This is a genomic window from Burkholderia orbicola (assembly GCF_900100915.1).
Lineage (GTDB): Bacteria > Pseudomonadota > Gammaproteobacteria > Burkholderiales > Burkholderiaceae > Burkholderia > Burkholderia orbicola.
In genome coordinates this window covers 1,108,127-1,127,401 of record NZ_FNKW01000002.1, presented here as the reverse complement: position 1 = coordinate 1,127,401, position 19,275 = coordinate 1,108,127, and the positions used below count along the sequence as shown (strand labels likewise).

The following is a 19,275-nucleotide window of genomic DNA, read 5'->3' as shown; positions in this document are numbered from 1 at the left end:
CCCTGGGCCTCAGTGCGCGTCCGGCGGCGGCGCGTTCAACGTAATGGGTTTGGAAAACACGACGGCGAGCAGCGCGACGACGAAGCACAGCGACAGCGCGTAGTACGCATCCGCATAGGTGAGCGTCAGCGCTTCGCGATAGATCAGCCGATGCAGGTTCGCGAGCCCGGCCTGCGCGGTGTTCAGCGTATTGCCGGCCACCGATCCCCAGTACGCGGCCTGGCGATCGAGCAGCGATGCGACCTGCGGTTCGCCGGCGCTCACGTGCTCGTTCAGCCGCAGATAGTGAAAATTCAGCCGGTCGTTGAGCATCGTCGCGCTCACGGCGATACCGATCGCGCCGCCGAGGTTACGCATCAGGTTGAACAACCCGCTCGCCGATTTCAGGCGCGACTGCGGCAGCGAGCCGAGCGCCATCGTGACGATCGGCGGCACGCTGAACTGCTGGCCGATGCCGCGCAGCGCCTGCGGCAGCAGCAATTCCCGCCAGCCCCAGTCGTGCGTGATCGGCGTGTACAGGTAGCAGCCGAGGCCGAAGCAGATCAGCCCGAACACGAGCAGCGCACGCATGCTGACGTAGCGCGCGGCGAACGCATACGCACACAACGCGATCAACTGGAACGCGCCGACCGACAGCAGCGCGATACCGATCTGCAGCGAGCTGAACGCACGCACCTGCGCGAGAAACAGCGGCGTCAGGAACACGGTCACGAAGATCCCGATGCCGGTCACGAACGACAGCAGGCTGCCGATCCCGAAGTTGCGCACGGCGAGCGCGCGCAGGTCGACGATCGGGTCTTTCGCGGTCAGCGCATGCACGATGAACAGGAAGCCGCAGATGCCGGAGATCCACGCGCAGATCACGATCGCGTCGTCGCCGAACCAGTTCTTGCGCGGGCCTTCCTCGAGCACGTATTCGAGGCAGCCGAGGAAGCCGGACATCAACAGGATGCCGAGATAGTCGCCGCGCTTGATCAGGCTGAGATCGGGCGCGTCGATATGCACGTAGCGCGGCACGAGCACGGCCACCGCGATGCCCGGCACGAGGTTCAGGTAGAACAGCCAGTGCCATGACCATTGGTCGGTGATCCAGCCACCGATCACGGGGCCGATCGCCGGCGCGAGCGACGCGAGCGCGCCGATGGTCGTCGACGCGATCAGCCGCTGCCTGCCGGGGAACAGCACGAACGCGGTGGTGAACACGGTCGGGATCATCGCGGCGCCGAGCGCGCCCTGCAGCCCGCGAAACAGGATCATCGAGTTGATGTCCCACGCGAGCCCGCACAGCATGCTGGTGATCGTGAAGCCGACGGCCGACGCGGCGAACAGCCAGCGGGTCGACATCACCTTCGACAGCCAGCCCGACATCGGGATCACGATGATCTCGGCGATCAGGTATGCGGTCTGCACCCACGACAGTTCGTCCTGGCTCGCGGACAGCCCGCCGCCGATGTCGCGCAGCGACGACGCGACGATCTGGATGTCGAGCGTCGCCATGAAGAAGCCGACGCACATCAGCGCGAACGCGAACACGCGCTGCCTGGTCGGTTGCGACGCGGGGTCGCCGGAAAACGCGGTGGTCATCGTCGGCTCCCGCTCAGTGCTGGTGATCGGTATGCACGGTCACGACCGCGGACAGGCCGGGGCGCAGCACGTGTTCGATGCCGGGCTGCGGATCGAGATGCACGCGCACCGGCACGCGCTGGACGATCTTCGTGAAGTTGCCGGTCGCGTTCTCGGGCGGCAGCACGCTGAAGGTCGCGCCGGTCGCGGGCGCCAGGCTGTCGACGCGGCCATGCAGGCGCGTGCTCGACGCATCGAGCGCGACGTCGACGCGGTCTCCCGCGCGCATCTTGCGCAGCTGGTCTTCCTTGAAGTTCGCGTCGATCCACAGGCCGGAGGCCGGCACGACCGTCAGCAGCGGTACGCCGACGTTCGCGAGCATCCCGACGCGGCCCGTGCGGTTGCCGACGTAACCGTCGACCGGCGAGCGGATCGTCGTGTATTCGACATTGAGCGCCGCGACGCGCTGCGCGGCGAGCGCGGTGTTCACGCGGGCCCGCGCATCGGCGAGCTGCGCGCCGAGCACGTCGAGCTGGCGCTTCGACGCGAGCAGCGCGGCGTCGCTGCGTTCGACGGCCGCGCCGGCCTTCGAGTAGTCGGCATCCGCGCGCTCGACGATCTGGTTCGATACGGCGTCCGACTTCACCAATTCGCGGTAGCGCACGCGGTCCGACGCAGCGCGCGTCAGCTCGGCCGACGACGCGTTCTTGTCGGCCGCGTGCTGGCCGATCACCGCGAATTGCAGTTGCTGCTTCGCTTCGAGTTCGGTCACGGCGGAGCGCGCGCTGTCGACTTCGGCGCTGGCCTGCGCGAGCTTCGCGTCGTAGTCGCGCGCATCGAGCTGCACGAGCACGTCGCCGGCCTTCACGCGCTGGTTGTCGGTCACGAGGATCTTGTCGACGAAACCGTTGACCTTCGGCGCGAGCACCGTCACGTCGCCGCCGACATACGCGTCGTCGGTGCTTTCCTGAAAGCGCAGCACGAATAGCCAGTCGAGCGCGGCGGCCGCGACCACGACGACGACGGCGCCCACCGCGATGCGCATCCACGGCACGCGGCGTTGCTGCTTCGCGGGCCGCTCGGTTGTGGCTGCTTCGCGTGACGAGGCAGCGTCTTGGGTCGTATCCATCGATTCACCTATGTATATGCACTTATCAAAACGATCGACCGCACGACGTCGATCGGGGAAGGGGTTAGCGTTCCGGCAGGTTGTGCGTGATCCGGAACAATTCGTCTCTGAGGCGGGCCGCTTGCGCCGACCCGAAGCACCGCTCGAACGCTTGCTGTGCGGCGAGCCAGTGCACGTGCGCATCGGCCACCTTCGTTTCGCCGTGCGCGGTCAGCGCGAACGTCTGACCACGGCATGGCGGCTCGATCCGCCCCGTCACCAGCGCCGCGCCGACGAGCGGCTTGAGCGCGCGCAGCAGCGCGGTGCGTTCGATCACCAGCACGTTCGACAGCGTCGCCATCGTCAGGCCGGGCCGCTCGCGCAGCAGCGCGAGGATGCTGTACTGCGACGGCGTGACGCCCGCCCGCGACAGGTAGCGCTCATAGAACTGCGAGATCCGCCGGGCGGCTTGCCGGACCGCGAAGCAATCGTCATCGGTGAGCGTGGTCTTGTGCATGTGCACATGTTAGGTGGCGAGGCGGCGCGAAGCGAGGGGCGCGGCGGGATCAGATTGGTGCCGTGGCTGTATCAATGGGCGTCGGAAACGCGCATTCGCGCGCCCGGCGTCACGCCGCTGCCGGCACGATCCAGCCTTCGCGGTCGCAGTACGCGGCCGTGTAGTCGATGAACGCCTTCACCTTCGCGGGCAGTAGCGCGCGGTTCGCGTACGCGAGCTTGATTTCGACGAACGCGTCGACGAGATCGGCGTCTTCCAGCAACTGCACGAGCGCGCCCGACGCGAGTTCGGCCTCGACCAGCGTTTTCGGGACGACGCCGATGCCGAAGTCGTGCATGACCATTTCGCGGTTGAACACGGGGCTGTTCGACGAGATGTCGAAACGGAACGGCACGGTGAGCAGGTTGCCGTCGACCCGGAACGACAGCGCCGGGCGGCGCAGCGACGGCGAGATCGGCACGAACGGATGATTGGCGAGGTCGGCCGGCGTCTCGGGGCGCGCATGTGCTTGCAAATACGCGGGCGTCGCGACGATCACGACCGGAATGCGCTCGACCAGCCGCACGACGGTCGATTCGCTCGTCAGCATGTACGGCACGACGATGCCGATGTCGTAGCCTTCGCCGACCAGATCGACCGGGCGCTCGGTCAGCGTGACGTCGAGGCGCACGTTCGGATGCGCGCTCTTGAAGCCGGCGATCAGCGGCACGAGCCGGTTCAGCGCGGCCGTCGTATGCGCGACGAGGCGCAGCAGGCCTTCGGGCTCGCGCGTGTGCGTCTGCGCTTCCACTTCCAGCGCGTCGAGCTCGTCGAGCACGGCCGCGCAACGCTCGTAGATGCGCTCGGCCGTTTCGGTCAGCGATACCTGGCGGGTCGTCCGGTGCAGCAGCCGGCTGCCGAAACGCGCCTCCAGATCCGCGACCGCACGCGATACGACCGGCCGCGCGAGGCCGTGCATGTCGGCGGCGCGCGTGAAGCTGCGCATTTCCACCACGGACCGGAAGATGCGTAGCTTGTCGATGTAGTCCATGTCCGTCTCCTTGACGCGATGGCCGGCCGCCGGCCGCTGTTACGGCGGAGTGTACATTGACTTTATGCATATGCACATATAGATTGCCAAACATGAACGACATCTCGATTGCCCAGGCGTGCAACTGTCTCGCGCTGCGTCAGGCGGCGCGCTTCGTCACGCAATTGTACGAACGCCATCTGGCCCCGGTCGGCGTCACGCCCGCCCAGTTCTCGATCATGGCGAACCTCACGCGTCATCCCGGCCTGCTGATGAGCGAACTCGCCGAGATGCTGGTGATGGATCGCACGACCTTGCTGCGTGCGCTGAAGCCGTTGCAGCGCGACGGTTTCGTGTCGACGGCGGCGTCGGAGCACGATGCGCGTGCGCATGCGCTGCACCTCACGAAGCTCGGCGAACGCACGTTCGCGCAGGCAAAAGTCGCGTGGCAGGCCGCGCAGGACGAATTCGACACGCAGTTCGGCCGCGAGCGGGCGAAGGCGTTGCGCAATGAGTTGTTCAGCCTGACGGCGGGACGTTAGGCAAGGGTTGGGCGGTTCGGCGGAGCGACCAACTGGTGCGGAATTCAAGCCATTGGTCGCCGTCGAAGCATCAGGTCGTGAAAATTGGTTCTATTGGCATCCGATTCGATCAAAATCTGGACAGTTTTTATTTCCAGTCGTAAAGTCCTCTGACTGAGTTCATGAGCCGGCGCCGCCGCGCCGGTCGGTACGCGTCACGAGGAGCAACCGATGCTGCAGTTGAGCGACCGCGACGACGCGATGTTGCGCGGGGATTTCGGCGACGGCGTCGCCCGCGCGATGCGGATCGTCGCGCGCACCGCGCAAGTGATGTCCGCGCCGCACCTGATCGACATTACGTCTGCCCATATCGACGGCTGTCTGTATCACGGCCAGACGAGCCTCGACTTCGTCGACTATTTCGTCGACACGGGCGCGAAGGTCGCGGTGCCGACCACCTTGAACGTCGGGTCGCTCGACCTGATCCATCCCGAGCTGTACCACGGCGACCGTACGATCCAGCGCGATGCGCAGCGCCTGATGGACGCGCATGTGCTGCTCGGCTGCGAATCGAGCTTCACGTGCGCGCCGTATCAACTGAAGAATCGTCCCGCGCTGGGCGAGCAGATCGCGTGGGCCGAATCGAATGCGATCGTGTTCGCGAATTCGGTGCTCGGCGCGCGCACGAGCCGCTACGGCGATTTTCTCGACCTGGCCGCCGCGATCACCGGGCGCGCGCCGTACGCTGGGCTGCATGTCGACGCGAACCGCGCCGCGCGGATCGTGTTCAATGCGCCCGATTTCAGCGGCCTGCCGTCGCGCGATATCTATTTCGCCGCGCTTGGCCTGGCGGTCGGCAAGATCGCGGGTGCGGTCGTGCCGGCGATCGTCGGGCTGCCGGCCGACACCACCGAGGACGAACTCAAGGCGCTCGGCGCGGCCGCCGCGTCGAGCGGGGCCGTCGCGCTGTTCCATGCGGTCGGCGTGACGCCCGAGGCGCCGACGTTCGACGCCGCGTTGCACGGCCGCGCGGCGCAACGCACGGTCGATATCACGATGGCCGATCTCGACGAGATTCGCCGCACGCTGAATCACGGCGCGGCCGGCGACGCGCTCGTCGCGGTCGCGCTCGGCACGCCGCATTTTTCGCTGGCTGAATTCCGCACGCTCGACACATTGCTCGACGCGTTCGACGGCAAACCGGCCTGCGATTTCTACGTGAACACGAGCCGCTTCATTCTGTGGGAGCTGGAGGAAGCCGGTCTCGCGGAGAAATTCGCCGCGCGCGGCATCCAGATCGTCGTCGATACCTGCACGTACATCACGCCGGTGATGAAGCAGTTGTCGGGGCTGGTGATGACCAACTCGGGGAAATGGGCGTCGTATGCGCCCGCGAACATCGGCGTGACGGTGGCGTACGGCAGCATGCGCGAATGCGTGCGGTCCGCGTACGAAGGCAAGGTGCGATTCGATGACTGAAGCGACGGACACATTCTTGACGGGCGACACGCTCGTGCCGGGCAGCGCGTGCGCGCGGCCTTTCGTGCTCGACAAGCCGCTCAGCTTCTGGGGCGGCTACGAGTCGGGCGCGGGCAGGATCGTCGATCGCGGGCATCCGCAGGCCGGCGCGAGCCTCGCCGGCAAGGTGATGGTGATGCCGCACGCGAAGGGCTCGAGTTCGAGCAGCAGCGTGCTCGCGGAAGCGGTGCGCAACGGCACGGGGCCGGTCGGGATCGTGATGAAGGAACGCGATTTGATCATCTCGATCGGTGCGATCGTGGCCGCCGAGCTGTATGCGATCGCGGTGCCGGTGGTGTGCGTGAGCGACGATGTGTATGACGCGATCGTCGCCGCCACGGGCGACGTGCGGATCGAAGCGGGCGAGGGGGACGGCGGCGCGCGGATTTATCTGGGCGCTGATGCTCGTTCGGGCGGATCCGGTTTGACCTGAACGACCGGCGCGCGCTGACGGCGAGTCAGGCGGTGGCCGCGGCGATGCGATCCGGAGCGAGCAGCGTCGTTCGCCGCGCGGTAGCCGCACCTGGCCCGGTCAGATGAAGCGCACGTATCGGGTTTCTTCCTGCGTGAGCGACAGCGCTTGAGCCGCCGCGTTCATTTCGCGTTTGCCGCCCGGCTGCGCCAGTCTTCTGATTTCGGGCCACACGATAACGCCGAACAGGATGCGCAGGATCGCACTGAGCACGCACAAGCCGATTACGCTCGCGCTGATCAGCGCGAACACGTCGAACGTCGATTCCATGCTGAGCGTCACCGCGGATACGATTCCGCTGACGACGGCCGCGCCGATCACGCAAATGAGCATGACGAAAAGGTCGGTTCGGGCGCCGGCGACTTTGGCGGGGCGCAGCAGATAAGCCGAACCGTCGGTCATGTTGCGGATGCCGTAGACGATCTGGCGATCCTGGTCGTCGGCATAGGCGACGTTCAATCGATCGCCATTGGCGATGAACAGGCGCGTCGTCCGGTTGGTCCTGAACACGAGGGGGGACGCGAGCGAATCGAGTTTGAGCGTGATTTCCTCGATACTTTGCGTCGTCGTGCCCAGGTTGTTGCTCCAGACCTTCGTCTCGATCGATTGCTGGCCGATTGCCGTCACGCGGCCGGATACGATCTGCATGTCGTGGTTCGTCATGGGCTGCTCCGCTCCGCGCTGAAACCGGACGGTTCGCCTAGCCAGCAATCCTGGGCTTCGCGTCGCTGCGGCTGGAAGATCAGGTCGGACAAGCCGCCGATGGCGATCAGGTTGCCCACCAGACCGACGATGGACACGACGGTGGCCAGTGCCGAGGTGAACGCCCAACCCGAATGGAGGGCCGCGGCAGCGGTACCCAGGCTCAGCACGACCAGGCACGACGCCCAGGCGAGCAGCGACAGGTTCCGTCGCTTTTGCGCGCGCACGTCGTACGGCGCGATGGCAAGACTGCCGCTCCTGATCCACGCGATTCGGCGACGGCCGCGATGCTCGAATGTGCAGGCGCGCACCGACATGCCGGGCCTCAGTTTCTCGATCTGCTTGAATGCTTCTTCGTCGACGTCGCTGGCCGTGACGAAGTAGCAGACGTTCTGCATCGTCAAACGGTATGGCGGGTTCTTCCTGACATTGGCCTTGACTCGGATGAGGTTGGTATCGACGCGGTCGATCGTGGCCTCGATCAGGGTGGTGCGATTGGGCATGGGTCGGAGAGGGCGCGGGTCCGCGCGACGTCGTTTTGATGTGGCGCCCATCATACGCCACCGCTTTCGGCCGGCCGTCCGGCATTGCCGGGCGACGGGTTGCCCGGCGCGTGGCACTGAAATTCGCGCGCAGCCGCCCCCGCACCCGCACCGTGCCGCCGGCGGCGGTTCGGCGTTATTCGCGCCGGTGCCGGGTCAACGCTGATGCCATCACCTCGCAGCCGCTTCCCGAAATGCGCTCGGCGTCTGCCCGGCCCAGCGCCGGAACGCGCGCGTGAAATTCGCCGGGTCGGTGAACTGCAGTCGTTCGGCGATCGTTTTCAGATCGAGATCCGACGCGGCGAGCAACTGCTTCGCGTCGCGAAACCGCGCTTCGTCGAGCAATTGCCGATAGCTCGACCCGGCTTCCTCCAACCGGCGCCGCAGCGTGCGCGTCGACACGAGCAGCGCGTCGGCGAGCAGGTCCGGCCCCGGATAATCCCCGGCGGCGCGCGCCAGTTCCGCCCGCACGCGCTCGACCAGATCGCCTTCCTCCTGCCGCACCTGCGCATATTCGCGTTCCACCTGCACGAGCGCCTGCCGGTGCGCGACTTCGTCGGCGAGCGGCAGCGGCCAATCGAGCACGTCGCGCGCGATCCAAAGCGCATTGGCCGCGCAGCCGAATGCCACCGGCGGCAACTGATCGCGATAGCGTGCGAAATACATGGGCTCCGGCCACGCGAATTGCAGCGTGATCGGCGGTGACGTGCGGCCCGACCATTGCGAGATGTTCTGCGCGAGCCCCGTGAGCACGAATTCGAACATCACGTGGTGCTGCAGCACGGGGTTCGCCTGCACGCCGTGCAGTTCGAGCGTCGCGCCGCGCGCGTCTTCCGCGTAAGTCAGCCGGTATTGGCGATTGCGCATCCGGAAGTAGCGCTGCGTGACCGACAGCGCTTCGCGGATGTCCCGCGCGGTCAGCGTCGCGTAGCCAAGAAAGCCATGCACGGTCGGTTTCAGCAGCAGCCCGAACGCGAGCCCGATGCCCGGATCGCCGCCGATTTCGATCGCGTTGAGCACCAGCCGCCCCCATTGCGACGGCGCGACGCGCGCGTCCGGTTCGGCCAGCACCGCGTCGCGCAGGCCCGTGCCGGCCCGCACGGCGGCCAGGTCGACGCCGCGTGCGGCCAGCGCCTGCAACAGCAGGCGCGTATAGGCGACCGGAATGGTCGGCCGGCGCAGCCCGAGGCGGTCCTTGCGAGGCGGAGAAGTCATGTCGATTTGGCCGGAAATGACAAGCATTATGGCTGTTTGTCCCCTCACGTTCAAGGCGGCGCGCGCCTACGATGGCAGGCATCGCTTATTGGCCGAATCATCATGACGACACCCTTTCCCCACCTGCTCGCCCCGCTCGATCTCGGCTTCACGACGCTGAAGAATCGCGTGCTGATGGGCTCGATGCACACCGGCCTCGAGGACAGCCGCAAGACGCTGCCGCGCCTCGCCGAATATTTCGCCGAGCGCGCGCGCGGCGGGGTCGGCCTGATCGTGACGGGCGGCTTCGCGCCGAACGTGGCCGGCTGGACCAAGCCGTTCGGCGGCACGCTGATGACGTCGGCCGCCGCGCGCCGGCATCGCGAGATCACCGGCGCCGTGCACGCGGAGGACGGCAAGATCGCGCTGCAGATCCTGCATACGGGCCGCTACGGTTATCACCCGTTCGCGGTCGCGCCGTCGAAGATCAAGTCGCCGATTTCGCCGTTCGCGCCGCACGAACTGAGCGCGCGCGGCGTCGAGCGGCAGATCCGCGCGTTCGTGCGCTGCGCGACGCTCGCACGCGAGGCCGGCTACGACGGCGTCGAGATCATGGGCTCCGAGGGCTACCTGATCAACCAGTTCATCTCGATGCACACGAACAAGCGCACCGACCAGTGGGGCGGTTCGTACGAGAACCGCATCCGCCTGCCGATCGAGATCGTCGAGCGCACGCGCGAAGCGGTCGGTCGCGACTTCATCCTGATCTACCGGCTGTCGATGCTCGACCTGATTCCGGACGGCAGCGACTGGAGCGAAACCGTGCAGCTCGCGAAGGCGGTCGAGCGCGCGGGCGCGACGATCATCAACACGGGGATCGGCTGGCACGAGGCGCGCGTGCCGACGATCGCGACGTCGGTGCCGCGCGGCGCGTTCGCGTGGGTGACGAAGAAGATGAAGGGCGAGGTCGGTATCCCGCTCGTGACGACCAACCGGATCAACCGGCCCGAAGTGGCCGAGCAGATTCTCGCGGACGGCTGCGCGGACATGGTATCGATGGCGCGCCCGCTGCTCGCGGATGCCGAGTTCGTCGTCAAGGCCGCGCAGGGCCGTGCCGACGAGATCAACACCTGCATCGGCTGTAACCAGGCGTGCCTCGATCACGCGTTCAAGAACAAGATTGCGTCGTGCCTGCTGAATCCGCGCGCGTGCCACGAGACGGAGCTGAAATACACGCCCGCGCCGCAGCCGAAGCGCATCGCTGTGGTCGGCGCGGGGCCGGCCGGGCTCGCGTGCTCGACCGTGCTCGCGCAGCGCGGCCATCAGGTCGACCTGTTCGACGGCGCGGCTGAGATCGGCGGCCAGTTCAACATGGCGAAGCGGATTCCGGGCAAGGAGGAGTTTCACGAAGCGCTGAGCTACTTCGGCCGGCAGGTCGAGCTGACCGGCGTGAAACTGCACCTGAACCGCCGCGTCGACGCGAGCGACCTGATCGCGGGCGGCTACGACGAGATCGTGCTCGCGACCGGCGTCGCGCCGCGCGACCCGAAGATTCCGGGGCAGGAGGGGGCGAACGTGCTCAGCTATATCGACGTGCTCGCGGGCAAACAGCCGGTCGGCCGACGGGTCGCGGTGGTGGGCGCGGGCGGGATCGGCTTCGATGTCGCCGAGTATCTGGTGCAGGACGGCGAGTCGCCGGCACTCGATCTGGATGAATGGAAAGCCGAGTGGGGCGTGACCGACCCGGCCACGACGCGCGGCGGCGTGACGCGTGCGCAGGTGTCGGCGCCGGCCCGGGAAGTGACGCTGTTGCAGCGCAAGGCCGCGCCGCTCGGCAAGGGGCTCGGCAAGACGACCGGCTGGATTCACCGTGCGACGCTGAAGATGAAGCAGGTGAAGATGATCGGCGGCGTGAACTACGAGCGGATCGATGCGCGCGGGCTGCATGTGTCGTACGGCGAGCAGCGCACCGACCACGAACTGATCGAAGCCGATACGATCGTGCTCTGCACGGGGCAGGAGCCGCAGCGCGCATTGCTCGCGCCGTTGCAGGCGGCCGGGCGCTCGGTGCACCTGATCGGCGGCGCCGAACTGGCCGCCGAACTCGATGCGAAGCGCGCGATCGATCAGGGTGCGCGGCTGGCGGCGCGGCTGTAACGGGCGGCCGCTGCGACGGTCATTCGGCAGATCGTCGCGTGGCGACGAGCGGCTTACGCGACGGTTCGCGGCTTCCCGCTTGATGCGCCGATTTGCGGGCGCAGAACCATAACGAGCCGCCGCGCCACCATGCAATATGGCGGCGCGCGCCCCGCAGACCGTGCCCGCAATCGACCGGCGCGGCTCAGGCCGCTTCGGCCCGCTCTTCCTCTTCCGCTTCGAGCATCGCCTTGACGATCAGGTAGATGGCCGGCAGGTCATCATCGTCGCGGCGCCAGTCGACCGGCTCCTCGACGTCTGCGGCAACCAGCCGGCTGCCACGCAGCCGGATGAATGCGTCGACGACGGCCGGATCGTTGCGGTTCAGGAAGCCGGGATTCGAGAACGCCAGCTCCTCGACGTTCAGCAGCGCCTGCCAGCTCATCGTGCGCACGGCCGCCGGGTGGGTGCGGCGGCGCAGACCGAGCGCCCGCTGCGCGGGGCCGCCCGCGACACGCTGCAGATCGACGACCGCCCGCTGCGCGGCGCGCTCGAAGTGGACGGGATTGAAACCGGGTTGCTCGGGATCGAATGCGGAAGCCTGGAACATGGTCGCCTCACAAAAGTCCGTTCGTCTGTGGATGACGGAATTCGGGTCAAATGGTGCAAAAGTACTGTAAATATATACAGTGTTCGGCGCGGTTTCAAGCCCCGAATGCAGAATTTCGTGCGTCGGCGCTCGGCGCTCGACGCGGGCGATCGCATCGATCGGGCGGACGATCTACACCGCCGCAGCAATCGTCTCCCGCAGCCACCGATGCGCGGGATCGCGATGCACGCGCTCGTGCCACAGCATCGACATTTCATAGCCGGGCACCTCGACCGGTGCGTCCACCACGCGCAACGCGGGCACGTCGCGCACCAGCCGCTCGGGCAGCATCGCGACGAGATCGGTGCTCGCGACGGCCGACATCACGAACAGGAAGTGCGGCACCGACAGCACGACGCGCCGCGTGGCCCCCGCCTTCGCGAGCACTTCGTCCGTCACGCCGAAGAAGCCGCCGCCGTCGGGCGACACGATCACGTGCTCGAGCGTGGCGAACTGCGCGAGCGTCGGGCGCCGCTTCAGCTTCGGATGACCGGCGCGGCCGATCAGCACGTAACGCTCGACGAACAGCGGCAGCCGTCGCATGCCGGGCGGCGACCCCTCGGTCGTATGAAAAGCCAGGTCGATGCCGTTTCGTTCGGCATCCTGCTCGATGCGCGGCGGCACGAGTTCGACGACGGCCAGCCGCGTGCCGGGCGCGGTCGAACGCAGCGTGCGCAGCGCGGGCAGCACGATCGTCGATTCGCCGTAGTCGGTCGCGGCCACGCGCCACGTGTGCGTCGCGGTCGCGGGATCGAACGGCGTGGCCGGGATCACCGCGCGCTCGACCGCTTCGAGCGCATCGCGCAACGGCTCGCGCAGCGCTTCCGCGCGCGCGGTCGGCCGCATCCCGCGCGGGCCGGGCAACAGCAGCGGATCGCCGAACACGTCGCGCAGTTTCTGCAGCTGCACGCTGACCGACGGCTGCGACATGTTCAGCTTCTCGGCCGCGCGCGTGACGTTGTGCTCGGCGAGCAGCACGTCCAGCGTGACGAGCAGGTTCAGATCGAGCCGTCTGAGATTATTCATGGCTATACCTGGGATATCAGGAATTCATTTCAAATATACCGTTGAAGGCCGCATCCTGCAGTCATTCAATCCACGGAGTGACGAACATGAATGTGCTGATCGTGTATGCCCATCCCGAACCGCGTTCGCTGAACGGCGCGCTGCGCGACTTCGCCGTCGCGCATCTCGAAGCGGCCGGCCACGCGGTGCAGGTGAGCGACCTGTATGCGATGAACTGGAAGTCGGCACTCGATGCGAGCGACGTGACCGATCGCGTGCCCGATGCGCGGTTCGATCCGACGCTCGATTCGAAGCGCGCGTTCGCGGCGGGTACGCAAAGCGAAGACATCGCGCGCGAGCAGGACAAGCTGAAGTGGGCCGACGCGGTGATCCTGCAGTTTCCGCTGTGGTGGTTCTCGATGCCGGCGATCATGAAAGGCTGGTTCGAGCGCGTGTATGCGTACGGTTTTGCGTACGGCGTCGGCGAACATTCCGATACGCACTGGGGCGACCGCTACGGCGAAGGGATGTTGGCAGGCAAGCGGGCGATGATCGTCGTCACGACGGGCGGGTGGGAATCGCACTACAGCCGGCGCGGCATCAACGGGCCGATCGACGACTTGCTGTTCCCGATCCAGCACGGCGTGCTGTATTACCCGGGGTTCGACGTGCTGCCGCCGTTCGTGATCTACCGGACGGGCAAGATGAACGCCGCGCGTTTCGACCAGACGTGCACGGCGCTCGGTCAGCGTCTGAACGATCTGTGGACCACACCGCCGATTCCGTTCCGCCGGCAGAACGCGGGCGACTACGAGATTCCGGCGCTGACGTTGAAGGAGGACATCGCGCCGGGGACGGTGGGGTTTGCCGCGCATTTGACCGCCTGACGGTTACTGCGCACCCCGCTGCAGAGGAGGCACGGACAACCGCCGCCAACCGCAAGATGCCAAACGCAGAATGCAAACGACCCGGGCGGCCTGCGTGACATCGCCGGCCGCCCGGATCGTGCTTCTCGTGGCATCTCGCGGCACCTCGCGGCCATGGGTCACGGCCGCGATTCATCGTCGCTTAACGATCGTCGTCCCGCACCGAAGACGGATGCCGGCACAGCGCCCGCACCTCCATCTCCATATACGGAAACAGCGGCAACTGGCTCAGCACGTCATGCAGCTGCTGCACGCTTTCGACGTCGAAGATGCTGACGTTCGCATACTGCCCGGCGATCCGCCACAGATGACGCCAGACGCCTTCGTTCATCAGCCGCTGGCACATCGCCTTTTCTTCGGCCTTCAGCGTGGCCGCCTTCACCGGGTCCATGTCCGCCGGCAGGCGAACGGTCATTTCCACATGAAACAGCATCCTGCACTCCTTGCGTTGTCGATTCGTCGAACGGGAAGGGCGCTCACGCCTGCGCGCGGGCCCGCTCGACTTCGCTGCCCGGCACGTCCTGCTTGTCCTTGAGCAGCGAGAAGTCGAAGTCGATCAGCGCGAACTGCCCGTCGACGCCGTACGGCTTGCCTTCCGCGCCCTCCGCCTGGCGGACCGGCGGGATCAGCCCGTCGCGCGTCGCGAATGCGAAGTCGTCCCACAGATGCGGATCGCCATCGATGTTGATCTGCGTCGTCAGCTTACGATAACCGTCCGCCGAAACGAAGAAGTGGATGTGCGCCGGACGATGGCCGTGGCGGCCGAGCTGGTCGAGCAGTTGCTCGGTCTTGCTGCCCGGCGGCACGCTGTAGCCGACCGGCAGCACGCTGCGGAAGCTGTAGCGGCCTTCGGCATCGGTGCGGATCGAGCGGCGCAGGTTGAACGCGGGCTGCGACGCGTCGAAGTACGAGTAATTGCCCAGATGGTTCGCATGCCACACCTCGACCAGCGCGTTCGCGAGCGGTGCGCCGTCCTGGCCGAGCACCCGGCCGCGCATGATCAGCGTCTGGCCCGGATCGGTGCCGTCGTCGAGCCGCGCGTGGCCGACCGATTCCGGCGCGCCGGCGACGTACAGCGGCCCTTCGATCGTGCGCGGCGTGCCGCCCTGGATGCCGGCCTTTGCCTCGGCTTCGTCCATCCGCACGTCGAGAAAGCGTTCGAGGCCGAGGCCCGCGGCGATCAGCCCGAATTCGCGGCCGGCTTCGTTCAGGTAGTTCAGGGCCGTCCAGAATTCGCTCGGCTGCACGTCGAAGTCCTCGATCGTGTAGCAGAGGTCCTTCACGATCCGGTTGACGATCGCGCGCACGCGCGGGTTGCCGGGCTTCTCGGCGGCGTCGTCGAAGGTCTTCAGCAGGGCGTCGATGGCTTGCTTGTTCATCTGTGTCTCCGGTGTCGGTTGTCGTGTGGGGATCAGCGGGCGCCGCGTCGCATCCGTTCGATGCGGGCCCAGTCGAAGGTGATGCCGAGGCCGGGCGTCGCCGGCAGATGCAGCTTGAAATCCTCGTAACGCAGCGGCTCGACGAGGATTTCTTCGGTGAGCAGCAGCGGGCCGAACAGTTCGGTGCCCCATTTCAGCGAGTCGAACGTGCTGAACAGTTGCGCGGACGCCATCGTGCCGGCCGCGCCTTCGAGCATCGTGCCGCCGTACAGTTCGATGCCGGCCGCCGCGGCGATCGACGCGACGCTCGCCGCGCCCTGCAGGCCGCCCGATTGCGCGATCTTCACCGCGAACACGTCGGCCGCGCGATCCTGCGCGAGCGCGAACGCATCGACGGGGCCGTGCAGCGCCTCGTCGGCCATGATCGGCACCTGCGCGAGCTGCGTGAGGCGTTTCAGCCCCGCGCGGTTGGTCGCGGCGATCGGCTGCTCGACGAGGCTCACGCCGGCGTCGGCCAGCCGCGCGCCGGCCCAGATCGCGTCGGTTTCGCTCCACGCCTGGTTCACGTCGACCCGCACGTCGCCGCGCTCGCCGAGCGCGCGCTTGATCGCGACCACGTGCGCCACGTCGTCGGCGACCGCGTTCGAGCCGATCTTCAGCTTGAACGCGCGATGGCGGCGGGCGTCGAGCATCGCTTCGGCTTCCGCGATGTCGCGCTGCGTGTCGCCGCTCGCGAGCGTCCACGCGACATCGACCGTATCGGTTCGGCGGCCGCCGAACAGCTCGGACAGCGGCACGCCGAGACGCCGCGCCTGCGCGTCGAACAGCGCGGTCTCGATCGCGGACTTCGCGAAGCGGTTGCCCTGGAACAGCTTGCGCGCCCGCGCCATCGCGGCGCCCGGACGCGTCGCGTCCAGGCCCTGCAGCAGCGGCGCGAAGTAGGTATCGATGTTGACCTTGATGCTTTCGGGGCTCTCCTCGCCATAGGCGAGGCCGCCGATGGTCGTCGCCTCGCCGACGCCTTCGATACCGTCCGTGCATCGAACGCGAACCAGCACGAGGGTCTGGCAATTCATCGTCGCGACCGACAATTTGTGGGGCCGGATCGTCGGCACATCGACCAGCAGCGTCTCGATGCGTTCGATGGTGGCGGCAGTTGCTATCATGCGATTCCTCCTGTTGGTGCACATGGTAGGAATTCCCGCCCCGCGTCGTCCAACACTCTTTCCGACTACTTCCATACCTTTGAGGCATGAAATGGAATTGCGTCAGCTCCGTTACTTCATCGCCGTCGCCGAGGAAATGAACATCACGCGGGCGGCGGAGCGGCTGCACATGACGCAGCCGCCGCTGAGCCGCCAGCTCCAGGCGATCGAGGAGGAGATCGGGCTGCCGCTGTTCGAGCGCGGCGCGCGGCCGCTGAAACTGACCGATGCCGGGCGCGTGTTCTATGCGCAGGCGAAACGTCTGGTCGACCAGGCCGACGAGCTGGGGCCGCTCACGCGGCGGCTCGCGCAACTGTCGGAGCGGATCGTGATCGGCTTCGTGCCGTCGGCGCTGTACGGCGCGCTGCCGGACGTGATCCGTGCGTTTCGCGAGGCGCAGCCGGACGTCGAGCTGTCGCTGATCGAAATGTTCACGCTCGAACAGCTCGGCGCGCTGAAGGGCGGGCGGATCGACGTGGGGTTCGGCCGCCTGCGCTTCGACGACGACCAGCTGGTGCGCGAGGCGCTGATCGAGGAAAAGCTGATCGCGGCGCTGCCGGCCGGGCATCGGCTCGCCGATCCGGCCCGGCCGCTGACGCTCGCGGATCTCGCGAACGAGACGATGATCGTGTACCCGAGCACGCCGCGGCCGAGCTTCGCCGATCAGCAGTTGTCGGCGCTGCGCGACGGCGCGGTCGTGCCGGCGGCCGTGCACGAGGTGCGCGAGTTGCAGACGGCGCTCGGGCTCGTGGCCGCGCAGGTGGGCGTGTCGCTGGTGCCGGAGAGCGTGGAGGGCGTGCGCGTGAAGGGCGTCGTCTACCGGCGGCTGCCGGAGCCGGGCGCGACGTCGCCGATCATCATGAGCCGCCGGCTGCACGGCGAAAGCGCGGCCACGGCGGCGTTCTGCGCGATTGCGCGGGAGATGATCGTGCCGGCCGCATGACGGTTGCCGGACGCCCCCAAAAACGCTCGCCGTGCGGGCCGATTATTGCCGCACATGGTTTTTTCTATCCTGCCCGTGCCGGATAAACCGGCAAGGTCGCTCTCCGTAAACAGGGTTGGAAGCGGGGTTTCCCGTTCCGCATCGACCTGGAACATTCGAGGAGAGCAGCGTGAGCCGATTTGGGAAAAGCATAAAGTTCAGGATCTTTTTCGCGCTTGCCGCGTGTGTCGCGCTCATGGTCGCCATCGGCGTGTTCGGCCTGTTCGGTCTGTCGAGGCTGAATTCGAACGTCCACGATGCCTATACGGGCAATACCTTGCCGATTAGCGAGTTGTCGGAAATTCGCGCCGCGACCTTCGAGACGCAGCTGCGGCTGCGTGCGGCGGCGTCCGAGCGCGATCCCGCGCGGCTCCGGAGCGGGATCGACGAGACGCGTGCCGAGCAACGCCGTCTCGACACGATATGGAACCGCTACTACGGCCAATCGATCACGAGCGAGAAGGAGCAGCGCATCGCCGACCGCATTCGCGACGTGCTGCCCCGGTTCCGGGCCGGCGTGGACGCGGCGCTCGCGGCGGTGGACGGCGGGGACCGCGATGCCGCCACGGCGGCGATCGACCGGCTGGCGCCCGCCGCCGGCGCGCTCAAGCAGGCGCTCGACGACGACATCGCCCTGAACATCGATCAGGCGAAGTCGTTCGTCGACGACAGCGCGTCGACCTTCGTCACGATCTTGTGGATCGCGATCGGCCTGATCGGCATCGGCGTGCTGGTCGCGGCCTGGGTGTCCGCGCACCTGATGCGGCACATCTCGACGCCGCTCGGGCAGGCCGTGAGCGTGGCCGACGAAATCGCCGGCGGGTCGCTGGACAACCGGATCGACATCGCTTCGCACGATGAATTCGGCCGGTTGCTCGGGGCGCTGGCGACGATGGACCGGCAGCTCAGTACGACGGTGCGCGGCATCAAGCGCAGCGCGGAAGCGGTGGCGGTCGCGTCGCGCCAGATCGCGAGCGGCAATGCCGATCTGTCGGCCCGCACGGAAGAGCAGGCCGCGTCGCTCGAGGAAACCGCGTCGAGCATGACGCAACTGACCGAGACCGTGAGGCAGAACGCCGACAACGCGCAGCAGGCCAATACGCTGGCGACGCGCGCGACCGGCATGGCCGATGCCGGCAACGATGCCGTGCAGAGCATGGTCGCGACGATCGGGCAGATCAGCAGCAGTTCCAGCCAGGTTTCCGACATCACGGGCGTCATCGAGGGCATCGCGTTCCAGACCAACATCCTCGCGCTCAACGCCGCGGTGGAGGCCGCGCGCGCCGGCGAGCAGGGGCGCGGCTTCGCGGTGGTCGCGAGCGAGGTGCGCAGCCTCGCGCAGCGCTCGGCGGCCGCCGCGAAGGAGATCAAGGAACTGATCGGCGCGTCGGTGTCGATGATCCGGGACAGCGCGCAGCAGGCCACGGGCGTCGGCGCGACGATGGGGGACGTGAAGCTCGCGATCAAGCAGGTGTCCGATATCGTCGCCGAAATCGCGGCGGCCTCGCGGGAGCAGAGCCAGGGGATCGGGCAGGTCAATCTGGCGATCGAGCAGATGGACCAGGTGACGCAGCAGAACGCGGCGCTCGTCGAGCAGGCGGCCGCGGCGGCGCATTCGCTCGAGGAGCAGGCCGGCCGCCTGCAGGCGGCGATGGCCACGTTCAAGCTCGCCCCGGACGCCGTCGATGTGCCGGCCGTGGCGTCGGTCGCGCCTGCGCCTGCATCCGCGCTCGCCCTCGCGCCGACGAAACCGCCGGTGGTAGCGCCGGCGGCGGGGCTGACCGCCCCTATTGCGGGCGCAGCCGTCGACTGGAAGGCATTTTGATCGGGATAACGGTTCGCAGCCT

Annotated in this window: 19 protein-coding genes; 7 read left to right on the top strand and 12 right to left on the bottom strand. The window is 67.3% G+C overall.

All coding sequences use genetic code 11. From position 1 onward, the window contains the following. Positions 1 to 9 precede the first annotated feature (9 nt). The 4 genes from BLS50_RS21950 to BLS50_RS21935 form a co-directional block, all read right to left on the bottom strand. A complete protein-coding gene (locus BLS50_RS21950; protein ID WP_074804046.1) occupies positions 10 to 1,584 on the bottom strand; it encodes a DHA2 family efflux MFS transporter permease subunit in 1,575 nt (524 codons plus the stop codon). Positions 1,585 to 1,597: 13 nt separating this feature from the next. Continuing rightward, on the bottom strand, positions 1,598 to 2,692 hold the full coding sequence (locus tag BLS50_RS21945) for an HlyD family secretion protein (protein ID WP_074804043.1): 1,095 nt from the start codon (positions 2,690 to 2,692) through the stop codon (positions 1,598 to 1,600). Between the two features lie 64 nt (positions 2,693 to 2,756). Continuing rightward, a complete protein-coding gene (locus tag BLS50_RS21940; RefSeq protein WP_074804041.1) occupies positions 2,757 to 3,188 on the bottom strand; it encodes a MarR family winged helix-turn-helix transcriptional regulator in 432 nt (143 codons plus the stop codon). 109 nt (positions 3,189 to 3,297) lie between these two features. Next, the gene (locus BLS50_RS21935; RefSeq protein ID WP_074804039.1) at positions 3,298 to 4,218 is read right to left on the bottom strand and encodes a LysR family transcriptional regulator; all 921 of its coding nucleotides are present in this window, start codon (positions 4,216 to 4,218) and stop codon (positions 3,298 to 3,300) included. Between the two features lie 92 nt (positions 4,219 to 4,310). Between BLS50_RS21935 and BLS50_RS21930 the strand changes: the two genes are divergently transcribed. The 3 genes from BLS50_RS21930 (at position 4,311) to BLS50_RS21920 (ending at position 6,669) form a co-directional block, all read left to right on the top strand. Next, on the top strand, positions 4,311 to 4,739 hold the full coding sequence (locus BLS50_RS21930; RefSeq protein WP_074804037.1) for a MarR family winged helix-turn-helix transcriptional regulator: 429 nt from the start codon (positions 4,311 to 4,313) through the stop codon (positions 4,737 to 4,739). 210 nt (positions 4,740 to 4,949) lie between these two features. Next, positions 4,950 to 6,197 (top strand): aconitase X, encoded by a 1,248-nt coding sequence (locus tag BLS50_RS21925; RefSeq protein ID WP_074804035.1) that lies wholly within the window; start codon positions 4,950 to 4,952, stop codon positions 6,195 to 6,197. Then, a complete protein-coding gene (locus BLS50_RS21920; protein ID WP_074804034.1) occupies positions 6,190 to 6,669 on the top strand; it encodes an aconitase X swivel domain-containing protein in 480 nt (159 codons plus the stop codon). The genes BLS50_RS21925 and BLS50_RS21920 overlap by 8 nt, the downstream gene beginning before the upstream one ends. A gap of 99 nt (positions 6,670 to 6,768) precedes the next feature. Here BLS50_RS21920 and BLS50_RS21915 read toward each other — a convergent pair whose 3' ends face one another. The 3 genes from BLS50_RS21915 to BLS50_RS21905 form a co-directional block, all read right to left on the bottom strand. Then, positions 6,769 to 7,371, bottom strand: a complete 603-nt coding sequence (locus BLS50_RS21915) for a hypothetical protein (protein ID WP_074804032.1) — start codon at positions 7,369 to 7,371, stop codon at positions 6,769 to 6,771. Beyond that, on the bottom strand, positions 7,368 to 7,913 hold the full coding sequence (locus BLS50_RS21910; protein ID WP_256334106.1) for a hypothetical protein: 546 nt from the start codon (positions 7,911 to 7,913) through the stop codon (positions 7,368 to 7,370). Before BLS50_RS21910 ends, BLS50_RS21915 begins: the two co-directional genes overlap by 4 nt. A gap of 210 nt (positions 7,914 to 8,123) precedes the next feature. Continuing rightward, the gene (locus tag BLS50_RS21905; protein ID WP_074804028.1) at positions 8,124 to 9,194 is read right to left on the bottom strand and encodes an AraC family transcriptional regulator; all 1,071 of its coding nucleotides are present in this window, start codon (positions 9,192 to 9,194) and stop codon (positions 8,124 to 8,126) included. Between the two features lie 75 nt (positions 9,195 to 9,269). On the opposite strand from BLS50_RS21905, the gene BLS50_RS21900 reads away from it, so the two are divergent. Then, on the top strand, positions 9,270 to 11,303 hold the full coding sequence (locus tag BLS50_RS21900) for an oxidoreductase (protein WP_074804026.1): 2,034 nt from the start codon (positions 9,270 to 9,272) through the stop codon (positions 11,301 to 11,303). Positions 11,304 to 11,487: 184 nt separating this feature from the next. Here the strand turns inward: BLS50_RS21900 and BLS50_RS21895 are convergent, their stop codons facing one another. Further along, the gene (locus BLS50_RS21895; RefSeq protein WP_006479558.1) at positions 11,488 to 11,892 is read right to left on the bottom strand and encodes a DUF2471 family protein; all 405 of its coding nucleotides are present in this window, start codon (positions 11,890 to 11,892) and stop codon (positions 11,488 to 11,490) included. 171 nt (positions 11,893 to 12,063) lie between these two features. Further along, positions 12,064 to 12,957 carry a LysR family transcriptional regulator gene (locus tag BLS50_RS21890; RefSeq protein ID WP_069230805.1) on the bottom strand — a complete coding sequence of 298 codons (894 nt, stop codon included), beginning with the start codon at positions 12,955 to 12,957 and terminating at the stop codon, positions 12,064 to 12,066. An 86-nt stretch (positions 12,958 to 13,043) separates the two neighbouring features. On the opposite strand from BLS50_RS21890, the gene BLS50_RS21885 reads away from it, so the two are divergent. Next, positions 13,044 to 13,823 carry an NAD(P)H-dependent oxidoreductase gene (locus BLS50_RS21885; RefSeq protein WP_074804023.1) on the top strand — a complete coding sequence of 260 codons (780 nt, stop codon included), beginning with the start codon at positions 13,044 to 13,046 and terminating at the stop codon, positions 13,821 to 13,823. Between the two features lie 181 nt (positions 13,824 to 14,004). On the opposite strand, the gene catC is transcribed toward BLS50_RS21885, so the two are convergent. Genes catC through BLS50_RS21870 form a run of 3 tightly spaced genes read right to left on the bottom strand, consistent with a single transcriptional unit; the run spans position 14,005 to position 16,407 of the window. Next, positions 14,005 to 14,295: a muconolactone Delta-isomerase gene (catC, locus tag BLS50_RS21880; protein ID WP_006479534.1), complete on the bottom strand. Its 291-nt coding sequence runs from the start codon at positions 14,293 to 14,295 to the stop codon at positions 14,005 to 14,007. A gap of 43 nt (positions 14,296 to 14,338) precedes the next feature. After that, a complete protein-coding gene (gene catA, locus BLS50_RS21875; RefSeq protein WP_027811475.1) occupies positions 14,339 to 15,241 on the bottom strand; it encodes a catechol 1,2-dioxygenase in 903 nt (300 codons plus the stop codon). 32 nt (positions 15,242 to 15,273) lie between these two features. Beyond that, positions 15,274 to 16,407: a muconate/chloromuconate family cycloisomerase gene (locus tag BLS50_RS21870; RefSeq protein ID WP_074804021.1), complete on the bottom strand. Its 1,134-nt coding sequence runs from the start codon at positions 16,405 to 16,407 to the stop codon at positions 15,274 to 15,276. A gap of 91 nt (positions 16,408 to 16,498) precedes the next feature. On the opposite strand from BLS50_RS21870, the gene BLS50_RS21865 reads away from it, so the two are divergent. Next, positions 16,499 to 17,389 (top strand): LysR family transcriptional regulator, encoded by an 891-nt coding sequence (locus BLS50_RS21865; protein WP_011548240.1) that lies wholly within the window; start codon positions 16,499 to 16,501, stop codon positions 17,387 to 17,389. Positions 17,390 to 17,558: 169 nt separating this feature from the next. Continuing rightward, a complete protein-coding gene (locus BLS50_RS21860; RefSeq protein WP_074804019.1) occupies positions 17,559 to 19,253 on the top strand; it encodes a methyl-accepting chemotaxis protein in 1,695 nt (564 codons plus the stop codon). The last annotated feature ends 22 nt before the right edge of the window (positions 19,254 to 19,275 follow it).